19 protein-coding genes are annotated in these 23,299 nt (G+C 65.8%); 10 read left to right on the top strand and 9 right to left on the bottom strand.

Annotated elements, in window-relative coordinates:
- Positions 1-89: 89 nt before the first annotated feature.
- Entirely contained in the window at positions 90-992 is a 903-nt protein-coding gene (locus U5782_RS03790) for a DMT family transporter (protein WP_322042456.1), read from the bottom strand.
- A gap of 118 nt (positions 993-1,110) precedes the next feature.
- On the opposite strand from U5782_RS03790, the gene U5782_RS03785 reads away from it, so the two are divergent.
- Positions 1,111-2,559 (top strand): PLP-dependent aminotransferase family protein, encoded by a 1,449-nt coding sequence (locus U5782_RS03785; protein ID WP_322042455.1) that lies wholly within the window; start codon positions 1,111-1,113, stop codon positions 2,557-2,559.
- Between the two features lie 15 nt (positions 2,560-2,574).
- On the opposite strand, the gene U5782_RS03780 is transcribed toward U5782_RS03785, so the two are convergent.
- Positions 2,575-4,104, bottom strand: coding sequence for an MDR family MFS transporter (locus U5782_RS03780; protein WP_322042454.1), 1,530 nt, complete (start codon positions 4,102-4,104; stop codon positions 2,575-2,577).
- Between the two features lie 117 nt (positions 4,105-4,221).
- Here U5782_RS03780 and U5782_RS03775 point away from each other — a divergent pair, with 117 nt between their 5' ends.
- From U5782_RS03775 to U5782_RS03765, 3 genes are all read left to right on the top strand, one after another.
- Positions 4,222-4,950 (top strand): TetR/AcrR family transcriptional regulator, encoded by a 729-nt coding sequence (locus U5782_RS03775; protein ID WP_415914234.1) that lies wholly within the window; start codon positions 4,222-4,224, stop codon positions 4,948-4,950.
- 22 nt (positions 4,951-4,972) lie between these two features.
- Complete coding sequence (locus U5782_RS03770; RefSeq protein ID WP_322042452.1) at positions 4,973-6,562, top strand: deoxyribodipyrimidine photo-lyase; 1,590 nt, start codon at positions 4,973-4,975, stop codon at positions 6,560-6,562.
- Between the two features lie 210 nt (positions 6,563-6,772).
- Positions 6,773-7,183: a response regulator gene (locus U5782_RS03765; protein WP_415914233.1), complete on the top strand. Its 411-nt coding sequence runs from the start codon at positions 6,773-6,775 to the stop codon at positions 7,181-7,183.
- A 118-nt stretch (positions 7,184-7,301) separates the two neighbouring features.
- Here U5782_RS03765 and U5782_RS03760 read toward each other — a convergent pair whose 3' ends face one another.
- The 3 genes from U5782_RS03760 to U5782_RS03750 form a co-directional block, all read right to left on the bottom strand.
- On the bottom strand, positions 7,302-7,940 hold the full coding sequence (locus tag U5782_RS03760; protein WP_322042450.1) for a Fur family transcriptional regulator: 639 nt from the start codon (positions 7,938-7,940) through the stop codon (positions 7,302-7,304).
- Between the two features lie 78 nt (positions 7,941-8,018).
- The gene (locus U5782_RS03755) at positions 8,019-8,645 is read right to left on the bottom strand and encodes a glutathione S-transferase (protein ID WP_322042449.1); all 627 of its coding nucleotides are present in this window, start codon (positions 8,643-8,645) and stop codon (positions 8,019-8,021) included.
- 197 nt (positions 8,646-8,842) lie between these two features.
- Positions 8,843-9,790, bottom strand: coding sequence for a phosphoribosyltransferase (locus U5782_RS03750; RefSeq protein WP_322042448.1), 948 nt, complete (start codon positions 9,788-9,790; stop codon positions 8,843-8,845).
- Between the two features lie 221 nt (positions 9,791-10,011).
- Between U5782_RS03750 and U5782_RS03745 the strand changes: the two genes are divergently transcribed.
- Together U5782_RS03745 and U5782_RS03740 are read left to right on the top strand one after the other, a co-directional pair.
- Positions 10,012-10,608: a molybdopterin-dependent oxidoreductase gene (locus U5782_RS03745; RefSeq protein WP_322042447.1), complete on the top strand. Its 597-nt coding sequence runs from the start codon at positions 10,012-10,014 to the stop codon at positions 10,606-10,608.
- 10 nt (positions 10,609-10,618) lie between these two features.
- Positions 10,619-12,466: a hybrid sensor histidine kinase/response regulator gene (locus tag U5782_RS03740; protein WP_322042446.1), complete on the top strand. Its 1,848-nt coding sequence runs from the start codon at positions 10,619-10,621 to the stop codon at positions 12,464-12,466.
- 33 nt (positions 12,467-12,499) lie between these two features.
- On the opposite strand, the gene U5782_RS03735 is transcribed toward U5782_RS03740, so the two are convergent.
- On the bottom strand, positions 12,500-13,354 hold the full coding sequence (locus tag U5782_RS03735) for a helix-turn-helix domain-containing protein (RefSeq protein WP_322042445.1): 855 nt from the start codon (positions 13,352-13,354) through the stop codon (positions 12,500-12,502).
- Between the two features lie 376 nt (positions 13,355-13,730).
- Here U5782_RS03735 and U5782_RS03730 point away from each other — a divergent pair, with 376 nt between their 5' ends.
- The gene (locus tag U5782_RS03730) at positions 13,731-14,396 is read left to right on the top strand and encodes a C39 family peptidase (protein ID WP_322042541.1); all 666 of its coding nucleotides are present in this window, start codon (positions 13,731-13,733) and stop codon (positions 14,394-14,396) included.
- Between the two features lie 601 nt (positions 14,397-14,997).
- Here the strand turns inward: U5782_RS03730 and U5782_RS03725 are convergent.
- Positions 14,998-15,954: a LysR family transcriptional regulator gene (locus U5782_RS03725; RefSeq protein WP_322042444.1), complete on the bottom strand. Its 957-nt coding sequence runs from the start codon at positions 15,952-15,954 to the stop codon at positions 14,998-15,000.
- A gap of 314 nt (positions 15,955-16,268) precedes the next feature.
- Entirely contained in the window at positions 16,269-17,321 is a 1,053-nt protein-coding gene (locus U5782_RS03720) for an NAD(P)-dependent alcohol dehydrogenase (RefSeq protein ID WP_322042443.1), read from the bottom strand.
- Positions 17,322-17,749: 428 nt separating this feature from the next.
- Between U5782_RS03720 and U5782_RS03715 the strand changes: the two genes are divergently transcribed.
- The 3 genes from U5782_RS03715 to U5782_RS03705 all read left to right on the top strand — a co-directional run bounded on the left by U5782_RS03715 (position 17,750) and on the right by U5782_RS03705 (position 21,970).
- Positions 17,750-18,649 carry an AraC family transcriptional regulator N-terminal domain-containing protein gene (locus U5782_RS03715; RefSeq protein ID WP_415914244.1) on the top strand — a complete coding sequence of 300 codons (900 nt, stop codon included), beginning with the start codon at positions 17,750-17,752 and terminating at the stop codon, positions 18,647-18,649.
- A 59-nt stretch (positions 18,650-18,708) separates the two neighbouring features.
- On the top strand, positions 18,709-19,662 hold the full coding sequence (locus tag U5782_RS03710; RefSeq protein ID WP_322042442.1) for a 2-hydroxyacid dehydrogenase: 954 nt from the start codon (positions 18,709-18,711) through the stop codon (positions 19,660-19,662).
- A 265-nt stretch (positions 19,663-19,927) separates the two neighbouring features.
- Positions 19,928-21,970, top strand: coding sequence for an EAL domain-containing protein (locus U5782_RS03705; protein WP_322042441.1), 2,043 nt, complete (start codon positions 19,928-19,930; stop codon positions 21,968-21,970).
- Positions 21,971-21,984: 14 nt separating this feature from the next.
- Here the strand turns inward: U5782_RS03705 and U5782_RS03700 are convergent, their stop codons facing one another.
- The gene (locus tag U5782_RS03700; RefSeq protein ID WP_322042440.1) at positions 21,985-23,292 is read right to left on the bottom strand and encodes an MFS transporter; all 1,308 of its coding nucleotides are present in this window, start codon (positions 23,290-23,292) and stop codon (positions 21,985-21,987) included.
- Positions 23,293-23,299: the final 7 nt, after the last annotated feature.

Here is a 23,299-nt window from a genome sequence, read left to right as displayed (position 1 = left end):
TCCGCGCGGCGCTCGCGTCCACTATGCCCTGCGCGCGCGCCGAAATGAAGCGAGTCAAAATTCGCGCGCCGTCATTCGATTGGCTTCGATCAAGCGGCCCGCACCGGCACGGCCGTCGCGCGGCCGAAGCGACGCGCCCCCGCCACGCAGCCGATCACGACAGCCGTCACGGCGATCATCGCGGGCGGCACGGCCTCATGCAGCAGCAGCGCGGCGAGCACGAAACCAAAGAACGGTTGCAGCAACTGCAACTGGCCGACGCCCGCGATGCCGCCGAGCGCAAGCCCGCGATACCAGAACACGAAGCCGATCAACATGCTGAACAGCGATACATAGGCGAGTCCCCACCACGACGCCGCGCTCACGGCCGCGAACGACGCGGGCATCAGCCACCACGCGAGCGGCGCCATCACCGGCAGCGAGATCACCAGCGCCCAGCAGATCACCTGCCAGCCGCCGAGCCGGCGCGACAGTCGCGCGCCCTCCGCGTAGCCCAGCCCGCAGACGACGATGGCGGCCAGCATGAGCGCGTCGCCGATGGGCGAGGCGTCGGCGCCGTGGCGTAGCGCGAAGGCAACCACGGCGGCGCTGCCCAGCGCGGAAAAGAGCCAGAACACAGGCTGCGGACGCTCGCCCGCGCGCAGCACGCCGAACAGCGCCGTGGAAAGCGGCAACAGGCCGACAAAGACGATCGCATGCGCCGAACTCACATGCCGCAGCGCGAGCGCGGTGAGGAGCGGAAAGCCCACGACCACGCCCAGCGCGACGATCACGAGCGGCCAGACTTCGCGCCGCTCGGGCCGCGCGGCGCGAAACAGCACGAGCAGCAGTGCGCCGAGGGCACCGGCGAGCGTCGCGCGCGCGCCAGTCAGAAAGAGCGGGTCGAGACCCAGTACGGCGAGGCGCGTGGCGGGCAGCGAGCCGCTGAAGATCAGCACGCCTGCGAGGCCGCAGAGCCAGCCGTCGGTCGTGGAATCGAGGGGTTTGCGCATGAAGGAAGTCGGAAGAATGGCGTAGGCCGATTGGCCGATCATGCGCGCGCGGCGTCGAACCGGTAAGCTAAGCATCAGTACAATTTCGACAAACTGTATTGAATACGGAGCAGTACAGATGGGCGGACAGAGGGATGGCGTGGCGTTGACGCGCGTCGAGCAGGTAATGGAGACCGTACGCGAGCGCATTGCGACCCGCGCGCTCGCGGCGGGCGCGCGCGTGCCGTCGATCCGCGCGATGAGCGAGCAGATGGGCGTGTCGAAGTCGACGGTGGTTGAGGCTTACGAGCGCCTGGTCGCCGAAGGGGCGGTGGCGGCGCGGCGCGGTTCCGGATTCTTCGTCGCGGGTCAAGCAGCCCTGCGCGCGCAGGGCGGCAAGACAGGCCCCCCCGGCCCGAACATCGACCGCGCCATCGATCCGCTCTGGCTCACGCGTCAGTCGCTCGAAACCGATTCGCGCGCGTTACGTCCGGGTTGCGGCTGGTTGCCCGCGTCGTGGTTGCCGCAGGATGCGGTACGGCGCGCGCTGCGCGCCATCGCCCGCGACCCGCGCGCCCAGCTGACCGACTACGCCACGCCGCTGGGCCAGCCCGCACTGCGTCAGCAGCTAGCCTGGCGCCTCGGCCAGCACGGTATCGACGCCGAGCCCACGCAGATCATGCTCACCGACGGCGGCAGTCAGGCGCTCGACCTCCTGTGCCGCTTTCTGCTCGAACCGGGCGACACGGTGGTCGTCGACGATCCGTGCTACTTCAATTTTCAGGCGCTGCTGCGCGTGCATCGCGTGCAGGTCGTGAGCGTGCCCTATACGCCCACGGGCCCCGATCTCGCGGCGTTCGAACGCGTGCTCGCGGCGCATCGGCCGCGCCTCTACGTGACCAATTCGGCGATCCACAACCCGACCGGCGCGACGCTCGCGCCGCCGGTCGCGCATCGTCTGCTCAAGCTCGCCGAGGAGCACGATCTGCTGATCGTGGAGGATGATATCTTCGCCGACTTCGAGACCGATCCTGCGCCGCGCCTCGCCGCCTTCGACGGTCTCGCGCGCGTGGTGGCGATCGGCAGTTTCTCGAAGACGATGACGGCCGCGGCCCGCTGCGGCTATATCGCGGCGCGCGCGGACTGGATCGAATCGCTCGTCGATCTCAAGCTGGCGGTGTCGTTCGGCAATGGAGAACTGGCGGCCGATCTGGTGCAGCGTCTGCTGGTGGACGGCACGTATCGGCGCTATCTGGACGGCCTGCGCGCGAGGCTCGCGGATTCGATGGGCGAGACCTTGCGTCGTCTTACTGCGGCGGGTCTCACGGCCTGGACGCGTCCGCAGGCGGGCATGTTGTTGTGGGCGCAACTGCCGGGCGGACTCGACGCCGCGAAGGTCGCGCGCGAGGCGCTGGCGGATGGCGTGGTGCTCGCGCCGGGCAATGTCTTCAGCGTCGCGGGTAATGCGGGGAGCTATCTGCGTTTTAACGTTTCGCAGTGCAATCGGCCGAAGGTTTATGAGGTCTTGCAGCGAGCAATGGAGCGGGCAGAATCGGACAAGCTCAGGCCGGCTGAAGCCCAGGCCTGAACCTGTCCGGATGGCTCAATGGTGGGTGCGCAGCGGCGCGTTGCGCATGAGCAGGGAGAGCACGAAGGCCAGCACCACCACGCATGCCGCCGAGAGATAGACGGTGTGCAGCGCGCCCGCGAACGCGTCGAGATACTGCGCATGCAGTGCGGGCGGCAGATGGCGGATCACCTCGGGCGTGAGTGGCTGGGGCAGTTCGACATCGGCGCTCAGCAGCGCGGCAAGACGCGTATGCAGCCCATGCGAGAACACCGCGCCGAACGCCGCCACGCCCACCGAGCCGCCGATCGAGCGGAACAGCGTCGCGCCCGAGGTCGCCACGCCCATGTGACGGAACTCCACGGTGTTCTGCACGGCGAGAATCAGCACCTGCATGACCATGCCGAGCCCGCAGCCCAGCAGGCCCATGTAGAGATACATCTGCGAGAGCGGGGTGTCGATCTGAAGCCGTGCGAGCAGCATCATCGCCACCGCCACGCAAGCGGTGCCGACGATCGGGAACATGCGGTACTTGCCGATCTTGCTGATGATGCGTCCCGCCACGATCGACATGATGAGCACGCCGCCCATGACCGGCAGCATCTGCATGCCGGCCTCCGAAGGCGTCGAGCCCTTCACTACCTGCAAGTAAAGCGGCAGGAAGGTGACCGAGCCGAACAGCGAAACCCCCACGATAAAGCCGATCAGGCTGGAGAGCACGAAAGTGCGCTCGCGGAACAGCGCCAGCGGCATGATGGGTTCGGCTGCGTGCTTTTCCTCATGGATGAAGCCGGCGATGGCGACCAGGCCCATCAGCAGGGTCAGCCAGAGCTGCGGCGAATTCCACGGCAGCAGCGAGCCGCCTTCGCTTGTGAACAGGATCAGGCAGGTGAGCGCGGCGGCGAGCCAGCCCGCGCCCATGTAGTCGATCACGTGCTTGACCTGCACCACGCGCGGCTTGAACACCGCGCCGATCACGACGAGCGCGAGCGCACCGAGCGGCAGGTTGATATAGAAAATCCAGCGCCACGACAGGTGCTCGACCAGAAAGCCGCCGAGCAGCGGCCCGATCACGGTGGCCACGCCAAACACGCCGCCGAACATGCCCTGGTACCTGCCGCGCTGCGCGGGCGGGATGACGTCGCCCACGGCCGCCATCGTCACGACCATGAGGCCGCCGCCGCCGATGCCCTGGAGCGCGCGCAGCGCGATCAGTTGCGGCATGTTCTGCGCGACGCCGCAAAGCGCCGAGCCCACCAGAAAGATCACGATGGCCGTCTGCAGCACGATCTTGCGGCCGAACAGATCGCCGAACTTGCCGTACAGCGGCACGACGATGGTGGAGGTGAGCAGATAGGCGGTCACGACCCACGAGAGCCGGTCGAGCCCGCCCAGTTCGCCGACGATGGTGGGCAGGGCGGTCGAGACGATGGTCTGGTCGAGTGCCGCCAGCAGCATGACGAGCAGGAGCGCGGGAAACAGCAGGCGCAGCGGCGGATGCGATTGCGTGGCTGTGTCGGGCGTGCTGCCCGTCACGGCGGCGGGGTGTTGCGTGGTGGATGGCATCGGGGGATCTCCAGCCTTGCGAAATCTTGAAGGCATCGGGAATCTTGAAATTAATTAACTCGGCGATTAATATTAGGACAATTCCTGTTGTCGGTCAAAGTCTGAAGACGTAACGAGATGAAAGAGTCGAACGAACCGGATGTGAAAAAGAGGGGCCGCAAGGCCGCCGTCGAGGAAGCTGCGGCTTCGGATGACGCGCCGCTCAAGCCCGCCGCGCGCCGTCCCGGGCGCCCGAGCGGCGGCGTGGGCGGGGCCGAGCAGCGCGAGCGCCTGATTGCCGCTGCGCTTGCGCTGTTCGCGCGTCAGGGCATCCTGGACACCACGCTCGCCGCGATCGCGCGTGAGGCGGGCGTGACGTCCGCGATGGTGCACTATTACTTCAAGACCCGCGATCACCTGATCGACGTCCTCATCGACGAGCGGTTCCTGCCGCAGCGCGCCGCGTTCGGCGGCTGCTTCGAGGCGCATCCGGACGATCCCGTCGCCGCGCTCACCGCGCTCACGCGCCGCTTCGTGGAAGTGGGGCAGGCCAATCCGTGGTTCGCGCCGCTGTGGGTGCGCGAGGTCATCAGCGAAGGCGGCCTGCTGCGCCAGCGCATGCACGCGCGCTTCGGCCAGGCGCAGCAGCACCGCGTGCATGACGCAATCGTGCGCTGGCAGCGCGAGGGCAAGCTCAACCCCGCGCTGGAGCCGTCGCTGCTGTTCCAGTCGCTGCTCGGGCTCACGCTGTTGCCGCTCGCCACGGCGCAGGTCTGGCGCAAGGATGTCGTGCCGCGCACGGTCGGCGCCGAGGAAATCGCCCGTCACGCCGTCGCGCTCATCACGCAAGGCATACGACCTGCTTGAGGGGAGGTGCCGCGCGCGTCGCATGGTACGCTGCGGCTCGCACGCCGAGGCCGCCGCGCACGGCATTTCCTTCGTCGAGGTCCGTCTGTCTCCGAAAAAATCCGCTTCAGCCCCCGTGATCGTCTGGTTTCGCGACGATCTGCGTCTGTCCGACCAGCCCGCGCTCGCGCACGCCGCAGCCACCGGGCAACCGCTGATTTGCCTGTACATTCACGATCCGCAGGCGGCGGGCGAGCGCGCGCCCGGCGGCGCGCTGCGCTGGTGGCTGCACGTCACGCTCGCGGCGCTCGATGCATCGCTGCGTGAGCACGGCGGGCGTCTCCTGATCGTGCAGGGCGCGCAGGACGAAGCGCTCGAAGCCTGCATCGCGGCTAGCGGCGCGACCGGCGTGTTCTGGAACCGGCGCTACGGCGGCAAGGAGCGCGAGGCCGATGCGGCGCTCAAGGCGCGCCTGCGCGACGACGGCCTGACGGTCGAGAGTTTCAACGGTGCGCTGCTGTATGAACCGTGGACGGTACTCAACCAGACGGGCGAGCCTTACCAGGTCTACACCGCTTTCTGGCGCGCCTGCGGCCGCGCGGGTGATCCACCGCCGCCCGAACCCGCGCCGGAACGGATGATTTTTCAATCGCTACCGGCAGGACTTACCCAACTCGCATCGAAGCTCGACGATCTGGGCTTCGAGCCGAAAAAGCCCGACTGGGCCGGCGGCATGCGCGACGCCTGGCCGGCGGGCGAAGAGGCGGCGCTTGCGCGACTGCGTGAGTTTCTTGCCGTCGATCTCGAAGCCTATGCCGAAGAGCGCGACGACCCGAGCGTCGCGGCCACCAGCCGTCTCTCGCCGTATCTGCGCGTCGGGGCGATTTCGCCGCGTCAGGCGTTCGCGGCGTTGAAGGCGGCACAACATGGCAGGCACGGCGGCTCGCCCACGCGTCGCGAGACCAGCGCCGAAAAATTCCTCAGCGAACTCGGCTGGCGGGAGTTCTGCTACTACCAGCGCTTCCATTGGCCCGATCTCGCCGAACGCAACCTGCGCGTGGCGTTCGACGCCATGCCGTGGCGCCGCGACGTCAAGGCGTTGCGCGCGTGGCAGCGCGGCTTGACGGGCTATCCGCTCGTCGATGCCGGGATGCGCGAGCTGTGGCACACGGGCTGGATGCACAATCGCGTGCGCATGGTGGTGGCCTCGTTCGTCGCCAAGCATTTGCTGCTCGACTGGCGTCGTGGCGAGGAGTGGTTCTGGGACACGCTCGTGGACGCCGACGCCGCCAGCAATCCGGCCAACTGGCAGTGGGTGGCGGGCTCGGGCATGGATGCGGCGCCGTATTTCCGCATCTTCAACCCGGTGTTGCAGGGCCAGAAGTTCGACCCGCGCGGCATCTATATCCGCCAATGGGTGCCGGAACTCGCGGGCCTGCCCGACAAGCTGATCCATCAGCCGTGGAAGGCCAGCGAGGCGCAACTCGCCGAGGCGGGGGTACGGCTTGGCACGGACTATCCGCTGCCCGTGGTGGAGCATGACATGGCGCGCCAACGGGCGCTCGAAGCCTTCGCCAAGACCGGCAAGGGCGCCGGCAAGCTGGCGGACAGCGCCGGCAAGCCACGGAAATGAAAAGCAGCCAGCGGGCGGCGCGATTGTCATCGGCTTGACCTCGATGACCGTTATCGTGCGCGGCGCTGAACGCACGGCATCAATATTGCTCTAATGAAGCGCCCGGGCATGCAGTCGAATGCATCCCGGATGGGTTGCCAGCTGCGAACCGCGCCGCCTGCCATGCCGCGCGGCAAGCCAAACAGACAGAACGGCATTCAAGCAAACACAATGAACGCAGTACACAAGCTCGACCAGGCGACCATCGTGCTGGTCGAAGACGACCCGCAGAGCCGGGATTCCCTCACCTCGTTGCTGGAGGCCGAAGGGGCCCGGGTCGTTGCGGTGGAGGACGCCGAAACCGGCGTCGAAGCAGCCCTCAAGCTGCTGCCTGATGCAGTGGTCTGCGATCTCGATCTGCCGGCAATGGACGGTTTCTACCTGATCCAGCGCCTGCGCGATCACGAGATACGCGGCGATCACGCACCGGCCGTCGCGGTGGCGCTCACGGGCCACACGGACGAAAGCTGGCGCTTGCGCAGCATCGGTGAAGGTTTCCAGCACTTCATGACCAAGCCGGCAAAGCCGGAGGCGCTGGTCGCGTTGCTCAGCGACGCGATCGACGCGCGCCAGTCGTCCTGACGCTCTGACGCAGCGCGGCGGCGGGTTTCAGGCGCCGCTGTCGTTTCGCGTCATTCACGCGCGGCGATCCCGGCGCGTGGAAGCGTGCAAACTGCGTGAGTGGATGTGACCCTAAGGCTCAGGAATGGGCGGTGGCTTTCGCGCCATCGGCGCTCGCCTGCTCGCCGGCCTGGCATTGCGCGCAGATACCCTTGAGTTCGATGCCGTCGCCCGAGAGCCGGTAGCCCGCGGCTTCGATCTGCGCGACCAGCGCCTGGCGCAGCTTGGGCTCGTGCAGTTCGGTGACATTGCCGCACTGCTGGCAGACCACCAGAATGCCATGCTGACATTGCGTCAGATCGTGGCAGACCGCGAACGCATTGATCGATTCGATGCGGTGAATCAGTCCTGCCGAGAGCAGGAAGTCGAGTGCGCGATAGACCGTTGGCGGGGCCGATCCGGGGTGAATCTGGCGCATCTCGTCGAGCAGCGAATAAGCCTTGGTCGCACGGCCCGAGGCCAGCAGCAGTTCGAGCACCTTGCGGCGGATCGGCGTGAGTTTTTCGCCGCGTTCGCGGCAGTAGGTCTCGGCCATCGCGAGTGCGCTTTCGAGCGACGTACCCGACGTTCCGTTCGCGCCACTCGCTGCGTGACCATGACCGTGTGCATGGTCGTGATCGTGCGCCTCGTGGGCGTGATCATGATCGTGTGCGTGGTCGTGCGCGGCTGTGTGCGCATGCAGGGCCGCGGTGTCCGGGGACGGTTTTGCTGTCTTCATGCTGGGATTATACGGGGCAGGCCGCGCGCGCGCCGGGCGCTCGCGGCGCGCGCGCCGACCGGGTTTCGACCGCGTGACTCAGGTGAGCGGCAAGTCGATGTACTTGCGAAAGCCCTGACGCTGCGCGAGCCGCTGATACCAGCGATCGAGATTCGGCAAGATGGGGCGTTCGACGCCTTCGAGGCCGAACCAGCGCCGCGCGAACGCGCCCAGCACGATATCGGCGAGCGAAAAGCGCTCGTTTTCGAGGAAGAAGCGGCCTTGCAGATGCTGGTCGAGCAGCGTCCACAGCGCGGCGGTGCTGGCGAGATCGGCTTCGATCTTCGCGACGTCGCGCTGTTCGGGCGGCGTGCGCACGAGCGCGAGGAACAGCGGGCGCTCGGCCGGCGCGAGTGTGCCGATCGACCAGTCGAGCCAGCGCTCGATCCCGGCGCGCACCTTCGGCTCGTTCGGATAGAGCAGGCTCGACGGGCCGTACTGCATCGCGAGATAGCGCAGGATCGCGTTGGATTCCCACAGCACGAAGTTGCCGTCCTGAAGCACCGGCACCTTGCCGTTCGGGTTCATGGCGAGAAAGGCTGGTTCGTCGATGCGGCCGAACTTGCCGCCCGCGTCGATGCGCTCGAACGGCAGCACGAGTTCGTCACAACACCACAGCAGTTTCTGGACGTTCACCGAGTTGGCGCGTCCCCAGATTTTGATCATCCGGTGCACTCTCCTAAGCAGCGATAAAAGGGCGCGCGATCGCTTGCTCGCCCTTGGGCGAGTGGGTCGCCCGGGAGCGCAACGATACACGATGTGGCGCGGCTTTTTCGGTCGCGTGTCGACCGTGCGATTCGCGCTGGCAATCTACACAGCATAGGCGCTGCGCGCGACGAGACAACCAGCGCCAACGGCCTGTATCAGCCCCAGGCCGAGGCGCCGATCATGGTCCCCACGCGCGCCTGGGCGTTCCACCAGATCACGCGCAACAGCGGCGCGCGCTGCGCGATATAGATCGCCTGCACCGGATCGCTTTCGATGAAATGCGTGACGCCACAGCGCACGGCCGCCGCCGCCTTGTGCGCGGCGGCGCCCGACGGCGTGTCGTCGTGCTCGCCCGGCGCGCGCATCATCAGCTCCAGATGGCCGAAGCCGTGACGGTCGAGCCACGCCTGGGTGCGCTCGCGGTCGACCTCGGGCCGCCCCGTGATGATGGCGCGCGTGCGCTTCAGGTCGATGTCGGGAATGCGGTCGAGCGGCAGCAGGGCGTCGCGCTCGGCGAGCGCGGCTTCCAGATCCTCGTCATAACGCGCGAGCGCGATGTCGGGCAGCAGGATGCCGTCGAGGTCGATCGCGTAGACCGTGTACTCGTGGTCGTCGGCCATGCGCGAGCCTTCGCGCCCGCCCTCGCGTACCCAGTCGGCGCGATAGCGGTCCGTGTACGCCTGGCGCTCCCACGGGAACAACGCGAAATAGCCGCTCGCGTCGATCGAATAGTCGGGGCGCAGGCGGCTGAGGTCGTCGTAGGCGCCCGTGAGCGTGCGCACCACGAGACCGTGTTCGCGCAGGAACGCGATGCAGTCGACCAGCGTATGACCGCGCCCGGCGATGTCCTCGCACAGCAATACCTTGGCGCCCGGCTCCGGCATCGGCAGCGCGGAGTCCCAGCGCACTTCGCGCGTCTCGCGCGTGTAGCGCAGGAACGCGACGCTCGCGCCGGTCGCGTGCGAGACCATCAGCGCGAGCGGCGCGCCGCCGCGCAGGATGCCGACGACGACGTCGAATTCCTCCTCGACCAGCAACGGTTGCAGCGATTCGACCCAATGGTCGAGCTGTTCGTAAGTGAGCGGAACGACGGGTTTATTCATTTGATGGGAAATGCAGCACGATGACGGACAGTTACGCGACGCTCACAGGTGAGTAAGCGAGGAAGCCATCTATTGTCGGAACAATGTTTGACGATATTATGCCTATGCTTGCCGGCACATGCAGACCGGCGAGGCCCGGGCGCCCGCGCTTGATTCTCCATGAACATCATGGGGCCCGATTGAAAGACCACACGACCCACTTAGCGCCAGGGAGCGAGCAGATGCAGGATCGCATTGTCCTGGAGACCAGGCAGGAGACGAATCGGGACGAGAGCCGGCAGCAAGACCGGCCCGCCAACAGTGAGCGACGGAGCTTCACTTTGGCGCTCGCGGGGCTGCTGACGGCCGCCGCGCTGCCGGTGTCGCGCCACGCGCGGGCGGCCGCGGGCGGCGGCCTGTCGCTCGACATTAACGGTGAAGTGCACGTCACCAACAATAGCGCGCACACGGCTTATCACTTCAGCGAAGCGCAACTGCTCAAACTGCCTGCGCATTCGATCTCGACGGCTACGACCTGGACCCCGCGCTCGACCTTCACGGGCCCGCTGCTCACCGACGTGCTGAAGACCGTGGGCGCGTACGGCAGCCAGATCGAGATCCACACGATCGACGACTACACCTGCGTCGTGCCGGTGTCGGACGCGGCGCGCTACGGCGCGGTACTGGCCTACGAGATGAACGGCAAGCGCCTCAAGGTGAGCGACTTCGGCCCATTGTTCCTGATCTATCCGCGCGACCAGTACCCGCTCGAACTCGACGGCGCGGCCGGCGATTCGAAGTTCGCCTGGCAGATCGTTTCGATGACCATCAAGTCTTGAGTTCGACGTAATGCATCCTTCGCTGCGGCGCTTCCTGCATGTGCTGATCTGGATCGTCGCGCTCGCGCCGCCGGTGATGGCGGTCGGCTACCTGCTCTACGCGAATCTGCTCAATCCCAAGGTCGTGCAGCGCCTCACCGGCAACTACGACGGCCTCTACTGGGACGCCGCGCAGATGCAGATCGCCTATGCGCGCTTCGAAAGCCAGTTGCTGATTTACGCCGACGGCATCGACCGCGACCTCGACAAGGTCCGCTTGCGCTACGAACTGCTGCAATCGAAGCTCAACGTGATGAAAGGCTCGACACGCACGCTCGTGGGGCTGCCTGGCCTGATGACGCGCCAGCAGACCGATCTGGCCGCGATCGACGCCACCATTGCGTCGTTCGACGCGCAGATCGGCACGCTCGCCGAGAACCCCGAACGCGCCGTGCCGATGCTGACCGCCCTCGACACCCACTGGACCGAGGTGACCGATCTCGCGCTCAATCGCCGCTTCGCCGACGTGACCGAGCGCGAGGCGATCCGCCGCGACTTCATCGCCAAGCGGCGCGAATTGTTCGCGGCGGGGCTCGTGCTGCTGATGTTGTCGGCGGCGGCGGCCGTGCTGCTGGTGATGAACGGCTACCGTCGCACCCGCCTGATTCGCCAGCAGCACGCGGCGCTAGAGGCCGAACACCAGGCGAGCCGCGCCGCGCGCGAGGCGAGCATGGCCAAGGACGCGTTCCTCGGCATGATCAGCCACGAATTGCGCACGCCGCTGCACGCGATCGTCTCGTCGATCGAACTGCTCGGCTTCAACTCGCACTCGGAGGCGGATCGCAAGGTGATCCAGCGGCTCGATACGGCCGCGCGACAGCTCGAAGCGCAGATGAAGGATCTGACCGACTACGCGCGCCTCGGCGCGGGGAAGCTGGAACTGCGCCAGGAAGAGTTTTGTCCGCGCGAACTGCTGCAATCTATCGTCGACCAGAACGAGCAGGCCGCCCGGGCGCGCGGGCTCGCATTCGAGCATGCGTGGCACGGGCCGCAGCGCAATGTCGTGGCCGATCCGCACCGCATCCGCCAGATCGCCAATAACCTGGTGACCAACGCGATCCGCTATACCGAACGCGGGACGGTGCGCATCGAGTTCGCGGCGAGCGACGAAGGCGACAGCGGGGCGCAGAAGCTCGCCATCATCGTGAGCGACACCGGGCCGGGCGTGGCCGCGGCGCAGATACCGTTGATCTTCAAGGAGTTCACCCAGCTCGATACGTCGCGCTCGCGTCGCTACGAGGGGGCGGGGATGGGCCTCGCGATCGTGCGGGGCCTGGTGGATCTGTTCGGCGGCACGATCGAGACCGACAGCCGCGTGGGCGAGGGCACGACCTTTACGGTGACGATACCCGTCACGGCAGTTGCGCCGCCTGTGCCCGATGTGCTCGCGCCACCCGTGCGCGACGCGTCCGTGCCGCCGCTGGTGCTGGTGGTGGACGACAACCCGCTAGTGCGCGAATCGCTCTGCGAAATGGTCGCGCATATGGGCTACGCGGCGCTGGCTGCGAACGACGCGGATAGTGCGCTCGGGAGCCTCGACACGTCGCCCTGCGACGTTGTCCTGCTCGATTTGCACATGCCGGGCCGCGACGGCTACGCATTCGTGGCGGGGATGGAAGCGCGCGTGGGCGCGAAGACGGCGTGGCGGCCGCGCGTGATCGCCGTGAGCGCCGATGTGGCCGCGCTCTCGTCATTCGCGAAAGGGGAGAATCCGTTCTTCGAGATGTTGCCGAAGCCGGTGCACTACGAAGTGTTGCGCGCGGCCCTGGAGCGCGCTTTCAACGCGCCGCGCGTCCACACTGACGCGCGTGCGCTGTAGCCGCAAACGTTTACGCGCGGATCAAAAAGCGTTTTAACCGCGATTCAGGCGCTTGGAGAGATCGGCGACGAGAATCGCCATGCGCGCGGGCTTCTCGTAGCAGGCCACGTTGTAATGGCGCACGACCTGGCTGATTTCCGATTCGCTCGCCTTGCCCGTGAGCAGCTCGCCGGTGAGCACGAAGATGGGTGCCTCGGGATTCTCGGAGGCGCGCACCTGGCGGATCGCCTCGGCGGCAGTCTGATGGCCGAACAGCCAGTCGATCACCACGCCGTCGAACACATGATGTTCGAGCGCCTGCGTGAAGGCTGCGAGACCGTAGAGCGCGTGGGCGGTGTAGCCGCTGTGCTCCAGATAGTCGCGCAGGTTGTCGGCCGAAGCCTGGTCGTCGTCCACGACGGCGATGAGCGGCTTGTCGGTTTCAGCGCGACGCGGATAAATCTCGATCTTGTGGACTTCGCGGGCATTCTGGTAAAGCGCGCCATCCGGGCGCACCACGCGCCACTGACCCTGCTTCTCATAGGCGACGAAGTCGGGGCGCGTACCCGCTTCCACCGGCGCGCCGATCCAGGCGGTGCAGGCCAGCTCCACGGCGCTCACGCACAGCAGCGCATCCTGCGCGCTCGCTCCAACCATGCCGGGATCGAGCAACTGCGCGCCGAACAACTGACCGGCCGGTTCGCCGAACGCCTCGGCCACTCTCTTGATTTGCGCGAGCGTCCACGGGCTGTTGCCGCGCAGCTTGCGGTGCCCTTGCGAGAAGCTCAGCTCAAGAATCCGGCATAGCTCGGTCGTTTGCTGACGCTTGCCGATGCCATGACGGCTCATCAGTTCGCGTACGCGCTCCGCGACCGCGGCCGAGTCGGTTGTGTGTGGAACGTTCGACATACTGCTAATGGGGGAGGATCGAGTCGGAAAGGGCTAATTATCGCGTGCCGCTGCGTCGCCGCTGGAAGAAATTATTCTGACGGAGCGCGGGCGCACAATATTCTAAACGCATCATTTAACAATCGCTCAAGCTTTCGTATGACAATATTAAGGGTCAGAGTGTGACAGTGGTGCGATGGTGCCTGAGACCGGTTCTCGCCGCCATCTGGACCTCGGCGGCCTCACGATCCGCACCCACAAGCGTCATGCGGGTTTGCGACAATGATCTTTGTACGCGAAATCTCCGAGCCGGGGCTCGGGTTTGTCCTTCAGGCCGATTACGGTTGCATAACGACACTGGGATGAGAAAAGCTTGAACGAAATCAACACGCAAGCGATGCACGAGCAGGTGGCGGGGCAGCGCCGGACGGGCGCCCATGAGGCCGAGATTCGCCATTTTGGTGTGCCGTATTACAGCCAGTGGGGCAGCCCGGACTGGGTGGCGCGCATCGTCGAAGAAGAGGTGGATCCTTGTGATGATCCCGCGTGGCGTTCTAGTGGCTTCGCTGAGGCGGGGGAGTATCGGTTCTGGGCCAAGCGGCTGTGCGGGCTGACCTGCTTCGAATCGGCGCTCGATTACTGGGGCATCGAACATGCGTCGCGTGCGTTGATGCTTGAAGATGCGTTGCGGTACGGTGTTTATCGCTTGCGCGAGGATGGTGGGGTGGACGGGCTCATCTACCAGCCCTTCGCGGTATGGGCCGAGGCGGCCTATGGCGTGCGCGTCGAAGTGATGGTCGACGAGGGCATTCAGGCGAGCGCCGCACGGCTTGATGCGGATACGCTTGCGATCGTTTCTGTTAGTCCTGAGATTCGGTATCCCGAGCGGGTCAATGCCAGTCAAGGTGGGCACCTGATTCTGCTGCATGGGCGTAGTGATGGCGGTGTCTGGTTTCACAATCCCTCTGGCGTCGCGCCTTATCAGGCTGATGCCTGGCTGCCTTATCAGACGATGGCGCGGTTTCATGCGCGGCGAGGTATGGCGCTTACGCGCGTTGAATGACCTTTGGGGTGGTCTGGGTTTTTCGCGTTTCCTTGGTTTCTTGTCGGTCTATTAGCGTTGCCCCTGTGCGGGGCGGCACCTACTTTCTTTGCCGCGGCAAAGAAAGTAGGCAAAGAAAGCCGCTCACACCGCCAGTGTGACGCAGTCCACAAACCGCCGTTAAGGGGGAAAGGTATAGGGGCATCCGTCACATCGCACCACTAAACAAAGTGACAAGGCCATCTCACCTCCGGGGGCGCTCCGCGCCCCGTGGGGCATAACCGGCAAACCGGAGGTTTGCCAGAACTCGCGTTTAATTTTCCATACCGTCGGTTTCCCATGCAGACCCGACCGCTGCGCGCGTAGCGAGCAGCGGGATGGATGAGCCCTTTGTCACTTTGTTTCGTGGTGCGAAATGACGGATGCCCCTATACCATTCCCCCTCAATGGCTGGTTGTGGACTTCGTCACACTGGCGGTGTGAGCGGCTTTCTTTGCCTACTTTCTTTGCCGCGGCAAAGAAAGTAGGTGCCGCCCCGCACAGGGGCGACGCTAATAGACCGACACGAAAACAAGGAAACGCGAAAACCAACAAACCACCAAACCCAAATCGAAGCCAAAAATCAAGCCGGCTGCAAGCCCCCGAGCAACTCCCGCACCCTCGAAAGATCGCGATTAAGCGCGCCGGCGTCCTCAAACAGCTCAGCGAGCCAATCGACAAACACGCGCACCCGGGGTGCAACTTGCCTTGACTTCACAAACGCAACAGAAACAGGCGTAGGCAGCGGCTTCCACTGCGGCAGCACCTCAACAAGCGCGCCCCTATCGAGATGCCGCTGAGCCGCGAGCAAAGGCGGCTGAATCAGCCCGTAACCCTGCAACCCGCAGGTCAGATAGGCCGATTCATCGGCCACATGCACGAAGCCGTCGACTTTAACCTTGGTCGGGCTCCCGTCCACCTCGAAATCGAACTCATACGGCCGCCCCGTCAGCGGCGACAAAAAGTTCACCACAGGATGCTGCGCAAGATCGTCGAGCGAGGCAGGCGCCCCGTGCCGCTCGAGATACGCGGGACTCGCGCAAGTCACATGCTCGAGCAGACCAAGACGCCGCGCAGCGAGCCCCGAATCGGGCAACTCCCCAAGCTGGATACTGCAATCCACGCCTTCGCCGACCAGATCGACATTGCGCAGACTCACGCCGATCACAATATCGATCTGCGGATAGCGAGCATGAAAATCCCCCAGCGCAGGCAGCACGATCGAATTGGCGATCAGCCCCGGCATTTCCACGCGCAGGCGGCCACCGACCGCGCCAGGCGACTGGCGCACGCTTGCTTCGGCGTCGTCGATGTCGGCGAGTATCTGTGCGGCGCGCTCGTAGTACGCCGCGCCTTCGGGCGTGAGCGAAAGACGGCGTGTCGTGCGCACAAGCAACTGCGTCCCAAGCAGCGCTTCGAGGTTCTGCATCAATGTAGTGGCGCTGGCGCGCGGCATGTCCAGCGACTGGGCGGCTTTGGTGAAGCTATTGGTGTCGACGATGCGGACGAACGTGCGCATCGCCTGGATGCGGTCGATCACGGGCGAGCTCCTTCAATTGCGGGCTTGAAAACTGAGCTAATACGGCTGGAACGATTTCCGCGAAACGACAGAAAAAGGGTGAGCCGCGAGGCGTCGGAAACGCCACGCGGCGCCGGCGTCTCGCGGAATGCGACGCGCGGCAGCGGTGGAACGGCAATCGATTCGTTAAGTGGCGGCGCACGTGCGCGCCGGCTCGACTACGGGAGGCCGCAAAAGTTGGCCTCGAAGCGGGGGGCTGGCGGGCCGTCCGGAGTGGACGGCCCGGCGGGGCAGGGTGTTACGTCTTCAGTCGTGCGTTTGCACTGTCGCTTGCGTTACTTGCGCAGCGAGTCGATATCGATCACGAAGCGGTACTTCACGTCGCTCTTGAGCATGCGCTCGTAGGCGGCGTTGATGTCCTGCATCTGGATCATTTCGACATCGGACGTGATGCCATGCTTGCCGCAGAAGTCCAGCATTTCCTGCGTTTCCGCGATGCCACCGATCAGAGAGCCCGCCAGTCGGCGGCGCTTCATGATCAGGTTGAACACCTGCGGCGACGGGTGATCGTGCTCGGGCGCGCCCACCAGCGTGAGCGTGCCGTCGCGCTTGAGCAGTTCGATGAACGGGTTCAGGTCGTGCGGCGCAGCCACCGTGTTGACGATCAGGTCGAAGCTGTTGAGGTGCTTCGCCATTTGCTCCGGGTCCTTCGAAATCACGACTTCGTCGGCGCCCAGGCGCTTGCCGTCTTCGATCTTCGAAGGCGACGTGGTGAACAGCACGACGTGCGCGCCCATTGCGTGGGCGATCTTCACGCCCATGTGGCCAAGGCCGCCGAGACCGACAATGCCGACCTTTTTGCCCGGGCCCGCACCCCACGTGCGCAGCGGCGAGTAGGTGGTGATGCCCGCGCACAGCAGCGGTGCGGCCGCCGCGGCGTCGAGGTTGTCGGGCACGCGCAGCACGAAGGCTTCATCGACGACGAGTTGCGTCGAGTAGCCGCCGAAGGTGACGTCGCCGCTCACGCGGTCGTTGCCGTTATACGTGCCAACGAAGCCGTTCTCGCAATACTGCTCGAGCCCTTCTTCGCAGCTCCCGCAGGTGCGGCACGAATCGACGAGACAGCCCACGCCGACGAGTTCGCCTACCTTGAAACGCGTGACGCCCGTACCCACTTCCGCGACACGGCCCACGATTTCGTGGCCCGGCACGACGGGATACAAGGTGTTGCGCCACTCGTTGCGCGCCTGGTGCAGGTCGGAGTGGCACACGCCGCAGTACTGCACGTCGATACGCACGTCGAGTTCGCGCAGGTCGCGGCGCTGGAATTCGAAGGGGGCGAGCGGCGAAGCGGCATCGCGAGCGGCATATCCGTAGGTCGGGTACATATCGTGTGACTCCTGAAACTGGGTTGCCTGAAAGACAGCGGGGAAAAACCGGAGCGCAGCAAAAGCGCCGTGCAAACACCGTGCGAATGCCAAGGCGCAGCGCGTTTGGGCGCTGGACGATTCGGGTGTTGCGGCAGGGTTCCCATCGTAAGGATCGACCGGCACCCAGGGAATACCTGAATCTATCGAAGACTTGCCTGATTCTCCTGGCCAAAAGCATCGGCGTGCATTCGGTGATAGATTGGCAAGCCTGTTTCTCCGCCTTTGTCGATGAATTTAGGGGCGCTTCTGTCATGAAAAACGCACACACCACTGCGGCCAGCCCGGTTGCCACAGCCGTTTCCTTGCCCGTCGAAACCCTTGCCGCGCCCGCCACGCCCGCCATCCAGAACGAGGGCGCGATGCAACGCCGCGTCGTCGACCTGCTCATGCAACTCACCCAGCGCGACGGCGCGCACAACACCGCCATCGAAGGCGTGCGTCTCTTTCGCGGCAGCGAGGGCCATCCGCGCAAGCCGGTGATGTACGAGCCGAGCATCTTCATGGTCTGCCAGGGCCGCAAGCGCGGCTTTCTCGGCGATCAGGTGTTCATCTACGACGCGCAGCAATATCTTGTGCTGTCCGTGCCACTGCCGTTCGAATGCGAAACCGAGGCGACGCCCGAAAAGCCGCTGCTCGCGATTTCGGTGCGCGTCGATCTCACGATGGTCGCCGAGCTGCTGATGGCGCTCGACGACACGCGCGGCAGCGCCGTGGCCGAGCCTGTCGGCATCTACGCCACGCCGTTCGACGCGCCGCTCTCGAACGCCGTCTTGCGCCTGCTCGAAGCGCTCGCGCAGCCGAGCGACGCACGCATCCTCGGACCCGCGATCGTGCGCGAAATCTGCTACCGCGTGCTGACGGGCGAACAGGGCGATGCGATTCGCGCGGCGCTCACGCATCAGCACCACTTCGGCCGCATCGCGAAGGCGCTGCGCCGCATTCACGCGGACTATCGCGGCGACCTGGACGTGGTGACGCTCGCCTCCGAAGCGGGCATGAGCCTCGCGGTATTTCACGCGCATTTCAAGGCCGTGACGTCGACCTCGCCCATGCAGTACGTGAAGACCACACGCCTGCATCACGCGCGCATCCTGATCGCGCATGACGGCATGAACGTGAGCGCGGCGGCCACGCGCGTGGGCTACGAAAGCGCCTCGCAATTCAGTCGCGAATTCAAGCGCCTGTTCGGTTGCAGTCCCGCCGACGAGATGCGCCGCGCGCGCACCGCCGCCGAAGGCGCCGTGCCGCGCGTGGAAGTCGTCGCGCGCTACGCGACCGCTGCGTAACGTGTTTCGCGAGTATTAGTCGATCAATATGATTCGTATACCGAAGGAATGACGCCGCCATGAATGCCGCTTCGCCCGCCGACAAACCCCGCCTGCTCGTGTTGATTCCCCTCACCGACAACGACCGCGCGGTGCTGGCGGAACGCTTCGATGTGCTCTACGCGCCCGATGCTGAGCAGCGCGATGTGGCCGTGGCGCAGCAGGGCGCAACGGTGCGCGTCGTGCTCACGAACGGCACAACCGGGCTTACTCCAGACGAAATCGACGCAATGCCCGCGCTAGAACTGGCGGCGGCGCTGGGTGCGGGCGTCGAGAACATCGCGCTCGATCACGCGCGCGCGCGCGGCATTGCGCTGTGCAACGGCGCGGGCGTGAATGCCGATTGCGTGGCCGATCACGCGATGGCGCTATTGCTCGCTGCCGTGCGCGCGGTGCCGCAGTACGACGCCGCATGCCGCGCGGGCGTGTGGCGCGACGCGCTGCCGATGCGCCCCACGCTCACGGGCCGGCGTCTGGGCATCGTCGGCTATGGGCATATCGGCGCGAAGATCGCCCGCCGCGCAGCGGGTTTCGACATGGCGATCGGCTATCACAACCGCACGCCGCGCGCGGGCGTGAGCGCGCGCTACTTCGACACGCCGCTCGCGCTCGCGCAATGGAGCGATTGCCTCGTGATCGCGACGCCCGGCGGCCCACAGACCCGTCATCTGATCGACCGCGCGGTGCTCGAGGCGCTCGGGCCAGAAGGTTTCCTCGTCAACGTTTCGCGCGGCAGCGTGGTCGATACGGCGGCGCTGGCCGCCGCGCTCGTCGATGGCTCGCTGGCCGGCGCGGGCCTCGATGTCTATGAGGGCGAACCGGAGCCCCCGCAGGCGCTCATCGCGCTGGAGAACATCGTGCTCACGCCTCATGTGGCGGGCACCTCGCCCGACGTGCGCGCCGCTACGGTGCGCAATTTCATCGAGAACGCTACACGCTGCTTCGCGGGCGAAGCGCTGCTCACCCCGCTCTAGAGCAGGGTGAGCAGCGGCATTCGAAGCCGCAATCGGGCCGTCCTCGAGTCCTCCCCAGGCCAACCTTAAGTCACCCTTAAGCCGCCTACGCGCCGCCTCCAGCCGCCATTTCCCGCCCTCTGTGTACGCTGGGGCACGGCCATGCCCCTGGCCATGCCTTATCATTGCGCCAGAGCGATGCGTACTCGCTCGCCGCTTCGCCCGTCGCCTCGCGCGCCGCGCATGGACGGCCGACTTCCCTGCGGGGAGCCCAGAGGCGTTAAGCATGCATACTTTGATCGAGGCATTGCAAGGCACTGCAGACCTCGTGGTGAACCGTTTCTACGAGGAACTGGCTCGCCTGCCCAAGTCCCGGCGCATCCTGGAGATGCTGTCGGAGCAGGAACTCGCCCATCTGAAATCGCGGCAAATCCAGAATCTTCTCGCCATCGCGCAGCCCGGACTAAGCGCCAAGGCCCATGCCGAGATGGCGATGCGCATCGGCCGCATTCACGCCATCGTCGGGCTCGACAAGGAAGAACTGGTGCGCAGCCGCGGCATCCTCCAGGAACTGCTCTTCAAACTCGTCGGGCGCAACGTGAGCGCCCAGGCGCTCTCGCTCTACGCGCGCCGCCTCACCTCCGACACCGCGTGGCAACTCAAGGCTTATCAAGCCGTCGAGGATTCGCAGCAGGACGTGCTCCAGCGCATCACGCGCATCGTCTGGGAGGCGGGCAGCTATACGCATTTCATCGATCAGGTGATTGCGGCGCTCGCCGCGCATGACGAAGTGACCGCCTGCGCGATCGGCCGCCCGGACGCGGAAGGCATTTTTCATTTCGAGGCGGGTGCGGGCGGCCGCGGCGGTGACGGTCTGCTCAACGTGCTGATGGCGCAGGGCCACGAAATCAGCGTGCGCGCCGATCATCCCTATGGGCAGGGCGCCGTGGGACGCGCGTGGCGCAGCGGCAATCCCGAGCGCGTGGTCAATTATCAGACCGATCCGCTCGTCGCGCGCTGGCGCGAGGTCGCTGAACGCGAAGGCCTGCGCTCGGCCGTCGCGTTGCCGCTCGCTGCGCCAGGCCAGACGCCGATCGCGATCCTGATGCTCTATAGCGCGTATCCGGGCGGCTTCGTCGGTCCGGATCAGGTGGCCTTCATCGAACTGCTACAGACGCTGCTGGGCTGCGCAGTCACGCGCTTGCAGACGCACGATGGTTTTCATGTGGCCGCCGTGCCGATGAGCGTGCGTCAGCACTGGGCCGCACTCGTGCGCACCGGCGCGCTCGAAATGCATTACCAGCCGCTGCTGAGCCTCGCCAATGGGCGTTGCGGCAAGGTGGAGGCGCTCGCGCGACTGCGCGATGGCGAACGCCTGCTCACGCCCGACGAATTCCTGTTCGCGCTGGCCTCCGACGATCTGCTCGAACTGTTCGCGCGCGGCTTGCGTCAGGCGCTAGGCGACCGTGCGCAATGGCTCGCGGCGGGGCACGACCTCGAAGTGTCGATCAACCTGCCGCCCGCCGCGCTCAACGACATCCGCTATTTTGAAGCCACGCGCGAGATGCTCGAAGCGCACGACTGCCCGAGTGCGCGTCTCACCCTGGAAGTTCTGGAGAACGAAGCGTTATCGCTGAACCAGGGGCAGAGCGCAATTCTCGAGAAGTTTCGCGCGCTGGGCGTGCTGCTCGCGCAGGACGACCTTGGATCGGGGCATAGCGGCCTCACGCGGCTGCGCGAATTGCCGTTCGACTGGATCAAGATCGACCGCGAAATCGCGCATCTGGGCGGCGATACCGCGCTCGACGCGCTGCGAGTCGTTTATCAGGTGACGCGGTTGGGCCATTCGCTCGGCAAGCTGGTGCTGGCGGAGGGCGTCGATGCACTGGATCTGCTCGAAGCGCTCGCAATTCTCGGCGTGGATGGCGCGCAGGGCTATGTCATTGCGCGGCCGATGCCAGCGGTCGAACTCGCGTCCTGGATTGGCTGCGAGGCACGCGTGCCGGATGCGGTCGCGGCCGCCAGTGTGCTGGCGCGACTCGCGCGCTTCGTGGTGTGGGAGGAACGCGTGCGCATGATCGTGGCAACGCCAGGCGCGGCGCGCGACCTGCTGGGCACGCCCGATTCACGCGAGCCGCTGGTCGATGCGCTGGTTGGACTCGGCGACATCCTGCCTGCGGGCAAGACACGCGAGGCGATCCAGCGCGACCTGCTGCGTGCGCTGCCGGACGGCCGCGCGAGCGTTGCATGGCGTGCGGCGCTCGCGCGTCTCATGAGCGCCATCGAAGCAGCGGCGCAGGAAGCCACCGCGGTCGCGCACGCGCACTGAGCGCGGCTAGTGGTTCACTCGGGCATGGCTAGCGCCACGTCGCTGCGCGACGTCCCGGGTTGCCTGCGTTCCAGCACCGCGATACACACCAGAGAAACCCCTGCCAGCGCGCTATAGAACGCTGCGAGCGGCCACCATTGGCCGGGGAAATCATGCGCGAGCAGCGTGCCGAGCAGCGGCGTCAGCCCCCCCGCGAGTGCTGCACAACATTGATAGGATATCGAAATAGCCGAGTAGCGCACGCGCACGGGGAACGCGTTGGTCATGAAGCCCGCCATCACCGCGTACGAACTGCACATGCACATCACTGCGATGGCGATGCCGATCACGATGGCCACCGGCTTGCCCGTGGACACCAGCACGAACATGGGCCAGGGCGAGAGCATCGCGAGGGCGGCGGCGAGCGTGAGAAACCGCCCAGCGCCCACGCGTTGCGCGAACCAGCCCGAGGCCAGTTGCGTGAAAAGCTGGATGAACGCGACGACGAACAGACAGTCGAGAATCAGGCCACGGTCGAGGCCGAGCGTCTGCGTCGTGTAGTTCAGCATGAAGGTGTTGACGAACCAGGCACCCGCTACGCCGATTACATTCGCGCCAAGGCACAGAAGGACGACGCGCCAGCTATCGCGCAGCACATCGACGATCGGCAACGTGGCCGTGCGCCGCTGCGTCTTGATCGCCTCGAATTCGGGCGATTCGCCCACGCCCGAGCGGATTAGCAGTCCTACCACGAGCAGCACGGCGCTAGCGATGAACGGCAGGCGCCAGCCCCACGAAAACAGCGCGGCCTTGTCCAGATGCGCGACGCTGCGAAACGCGAGCAGCGCGAGAATCAATCCAGCGGGACTGCCGAGCTGCGCGAACGAGGCGAGGAAAGTGCGCTTTTCCTTCGGCGCGTGCTCGCCCGCCATCAGCACGGCGCCGCCCCATTCGCCGCCAATGGCGATGCCTTGTGCGACGCGCAGGGCGACCAGCAACGCGGGGGCGAGCGCACCCGCGCTCTCATAAGTCGGCAGGAAGCCGATGCCAACGGTGCCCACGCCCATGATCGACAGCGTGGCGACAAGCGCCTTCTTGCGACCGATACGATCGCCCAGATGACCGAACACCAGACCGCCTAGCGGCCGCGCGAAAAAGCCCACGGCGAAGGTGCCAAACGATGCGAGCGTGCTGTAGAACGGCTCATGCGACGGAAAGAACAGCTTGCCGAAAATCAGCGCCGCCGCCGTGGCGTAGATGTAGAAGTCGTACCACTCGATCGTCGTACCGACGAAAGCGGCCAGCGAAGCGCGCGCGGGCTGGCGCACGGAAGGGTTCGTCATGGTTGTC

The organism is Paraburkholderia sp. J67, from assembly GCF_905220265.1.
In the GTDB taxonomy this organism is placed as follows: domain Bacteria; phylum Pseudomonadota; class Gammaproteobacteria; order Burkholderiales; family Burkholderiaceae; genus Paraburkholderia.
Note: the sequence above shows the minus strand (reverse complement) of the source record. Positions and strands in the feature narration are given on the sequence as shown.